The sequence below is a fragment of the Paenibacillus sp. genome, assembly GCF_035645235.1.
In the GTDB taxonomy this organism is placed as follows: domain Bacteria; phylum Bacillota; class Bacilli; order Paenibacillales; family YIM-B00363; genus Paenibacillus_AE.
In genome coordinates, this window is the sequence record NZ_DASQMZ010000090.1 from 1 (window position 1) to 3,953 (window position 3,953).

Genomic DNA, 3,953 nt, shown 5'->3' on the forward strand with positions numbered 1-3,953 from the left:
ATCGCGGCGGATTAGGCGGAGAAGTCCGGCAATAGGCGCAAAAATGAGCTTATAGCGGCAGATTAGGCGGAGAAGTGCGGCAATAGGCGCAAAAATGAGCTTATGGCGGCTGATTAGGCGGAGAAGTCCGGCATTAGGCGCAAAAATGAGCTTATCGCGGCGGATTAGGCGGAGAAGTCCGGCAATAGGCGCAAAAATGAGCTTATAGCGACGGATTAGGCGGAGAAGTCCGGCAATAGGCGCAAAAATGAGCTTATGGAGGCGTTTTAGGCGGAGAAGTCCGATTAGAGGCGCAGAAGTGAAATACTCCGGCGCCTCTAACCGGAAGTTACTCGGACCGCGCCGCCTCGCCTGCCTTCGCCGCGGACAAAAACCGCGAAATGGCGAGCGACGCGGCGCCGAGCGCGGCGGAGTCGAGGCCGAGCGAGGCGAACTCGAGGCGCGAGCGGTCGCGGTGATGGCGCAGCGCATGACGCTCGACCGCCTCCCGCAGCGGGCGCTCGATCCAAGGGCGCGCCAAGGCGAGGCGGTTGCCGATGATCGTCATCTCCGGGTTGAACGCGTTCACGATCGTCGCGATGCCGATGCCGAGGTAGCGTCCGATGTCCTCGAAGGCGGCAATCGCCTCCGCGTCGCCGTCCTCCGCGAGGCGCAGCGCGCTCTCCAGTTCGCCTGCCTCCGGCGAGCGGCCCGGCCGCGCGGCCAACGCGATCTCCGACGCGTACATCTCCCAGCAGCCGGCGCTGCCGCAGCCGCAAGGGAGCCCGCGGTCGGCCTGGATCGTCATGTGGCCGAGCTCGCCGGAGAAGCCGGACGCGCCGCGGTACAGCTTATGATCGACGATCAGGCCCGTGCCGATGCCGACGCCGGCGCTGATATACACCAAGTCGCCGACGTCCTTGCCGATGCCGAATTGCTTCTCGCCGACGGCGCCGACGTTCGCTTCGTTGTCGATGACGACCGGCATCGAGACGCGGTTCTCCAGCATCTCGCGCAGCGCCGCGTCGCGCCAGCCGAAGTTCGGCGCGGTCAGCACGACGCCGGCGTCGTCGACGATGCCCGGCACGCCGAGGCCGACGCCGACGACGCCGTACGGCGACGCCGGAGCGGCGTCCGCGAGGGAGCGGATCGTGCGCGCCGCGACGTCGGCGACGGCGGTCGGCTCCGACACGCGCAGCCGATGCCGCTCCTTCGCGACGATCGCGCCGGACAGATCCGTCAGCACGGCGGACACGGAGTTGACGCCGAGATCGACGCCGACCGCGTACCCGGCCGAGGCGTTGTACAGCAGCATGACGGGCTTCCGTCCGCCGCTCGACTCGCCGAGGCCGGTCTCGAGCACGAGCCGATCCTCGAGCCATTCCGCCACGAGCGAGGAGACGGACGCCTTGTTCAGCCCGATCTTGGCCGAGATGTCCGCGCGGGAGATCGGCGCATGCGCGATAATCGTGTCGAGCACGAGCGATTTATTCATGCGTTTGATGAGCGTTTGGTCGCCGGTCATTTTCATAAGGGGTCTTCGATCCTCCTGAGCGTAGGGGGCCGTACCGTAGATGTTCCCCCTATCATACCACATCTCATGAAAATGATGAAACTTAGTTTGTTGTATCGACAAACGAAGTCAAGCGTGATAGACTGAAACCAGTTGGTCATACTAACGACGATTCAAATTATGGGAGGGCTTACAGGATGAGCGTGTTCAAAGAAATCGGCACCATCCAGTACGAAGGCAAAGATTCGAAAAACCCCTTGGCCTTTAAACATTACAATCCGGACGAGATCGTGCTCGGCCGTCGAATGGAGGACTATCTCCGTTTCGCATGCGCGTATTGGCACACATTCACGGCCGAAGGCTCCGACCCGTTCGGCGTCGGCACGGCGATTCGCCCGTGGCAAGGCTCGAGCGGTCTCGACCTTGCGAAGGCGCGCGTAGAAGCGTCCTTCGAGTTCTACGAGAAGCTCGGCATTCCGTACTTCTGCTTCCACGACCGCGACATCGCGCCGGAAGGCGCGACGCTGCGCGAGACGAACAAAAATCTCGACGTCATCGTCGGCATGATGAAAGATTATATGAAGACGAGCAAGGTGAAGCTGCTCTGGAACACGGCGAACATGTTCTCCAACCCTCGCTTCATGCACGGCGCGGCGACGTCCAGCAACGCGGAGGTGTTCGCGTACGCGGCGGCGCAGGTAAAGAAGGGTCTCGAGACGGCCCTTGAGCTCGGATCGGAAAACTACGTCTTCTGGGGCGGCCGCGAAGGCTACGAGTCGCTGCTCAACACCGACATGAAGCTGGAGCTCGACAACCTGGCGCGCTTCTTCCACATGGCGATCGCTTACGCGGACGAGATCGGCTACAAGGGCCAGTTCCTCATCGAGCCGAAGCCGAAGGAGCCGACGAAGCACCAGTACGACTTCGACGCGGCGACGACGATCGCGTTCCTCCGCACGTACGGCCTCGAGGACCGCTTCAAGCTGAACATCGAAGCGAACCATGCGACGCTGGCAGGCCACACGTTCGAGCATGAGCTGCACGTCTCCCGCATCAACGGCATGCTCGGCTCCATCGACGCGAACCAAGGCGATCCGCTGCTCGGCTGGGACACCGACGAGTTCCCGACGGATCTGTACTCGGTGACGCTCGCGATGTACGAAATCGTCCAAAACGGCGGCCTCGGCACCGGCGGCGTCAACTTCGACGCGAAGGTGCGCCGGACGTCGTTCGAACCGGCCGACCTGTTTTACGCCCACATCGCGGGCATGGACACGTTCGCGCGCGGCTTTAAGGTAGCGGCGAAGCTCGTCGAAGACAAGGTGCTCGAGAACATCGTAGCGGATCGCTACGAGAGCTTCCGTTCCGGCGTCGGCCTCGAGATCGTCAGCGGCAAGGCGGACTTCAAGTCGCTGGAAGCGTACATTATCGACAAGGGCGACATCGCCAACAAGTCCGGACGCATCGAGCAGATTCGCGCGACGCTCAACGAGTACATTTTCTAAGACTACACCCATATCGAAAATGCAACCAGGAGGGCTTCCGTCAGGCGGCCCTCCTTCTTTAGGGAGGAGATTCAGGGATGAAGTACGTCATCGGCATCGACCTCGGCACGAGCGCCGTCAAGGCGCTGCTCGTCGGCCAAGACGGCCGGATCAAAGCGGAGGCGTCGAGGGAATACCCGCTGCTGCAGGAACGGTCGGGCCATAGCGAGCAGCGGCCGGAGGATTGGGTGCGCGGCACGATTCAGGCGATCCAAGACGTCGTCCGGGAATCGGACGCGCACGCGGAGTCGATCGAAGGCATTAGCTTCTCGGGCCAGATGCACGGCCTCGTGCTGCTCGACGCGGCGCGCCGGCCGGTGCGCAACGCGATCCTGTGGAACGACACGCGCACGACGAAGCAATGCCGCGAGATCGAAGCGGCGCTCGGCGCCGATCTGCTCGACATTACGCGCAACCCGGCGTTAGAAGGCTTCACGCTGCCGAAGCTGCTGTGGGTGAAGGAGAACGAGCCCGAGCTGTACGCGCTCGGCGACGTGTTCGTGCTGCCGAAGGATTACGTAAGGTACCGCCTGACCGGCGACATCGCGATGGACTTGTCGGACGCGGCGGGGACGCTGCTGCTGGACGTCAGAGCGAAGCAGTGGAGCGACGAAGTGGCGAATCGCGTCGGCGTCGAGCGTAAGCTGTGCCCGCCGCTCGCGGAATCCGGCGCGCTCGTCGGCACGCTGCTGCCGGAGATCGCCGCGGAGACGGGTCTCTCGCCCAAGACGATGGTGTTCGCGGGCGGCGCGGACAACGCGTGCGGCGCGACCGGCGCCGGGATTCTGAGCGAAGACGCGGCGATGTGCAGCATCGGCACGTCGGGCGTCATCCTCGCGTACGAGAGCGATAAGAACCGCGACTTCGCGGGGAAGGTGCATTTCTTCAACCATGCGGAGAAGGACGCCTACTACGCA

Annotated in this window: 3 protein-coding genes; 2 read left to right on the forward strand and 1 reads right to left on the reverse strand. The window is 63.2% G+C overall.

Going from position 1 to position 3,953, the window contains the following annotated elements; translation table 11 throughout:
* Window positions 1-328: 328 nt before the first annotated feature.
* A complete protein-coding gene (locus VEZ38_RS08500) occupies window positions 329-1,510 on the reverse strand; it encodes an ROK family transcriptional regulator (RefSeq protein ID WP_324892922.1) in 1,182 nt (393 codons plus the stop codon).
* Window positions 1,511-1,689: 179 nt separating this feature from the next.
* Here VEZ38_RS08500 and xylA point away from each other — a divergent pair, with 179 nt between their 5' ends.
* Entirely contained in the window at window positions 1,690-2,997 is a 1,308-nt protein-coding gene (gene xylA / locus VEZ38_RS08505; RefSeq protein WP_324892923.1) for a xylose isomerase, read from the forward strand.
* 77 nt (window positions 2,998-3,074) lie between these two features.
* Window positions 3,075-3,953, forward strand: an 879-nt coding sequence (locus VEZ38_RS08510) for a xylulokinase (RefSeq protein ID WP_324892924.1), incomplete at its 3' end; no start/stop codon positions are given.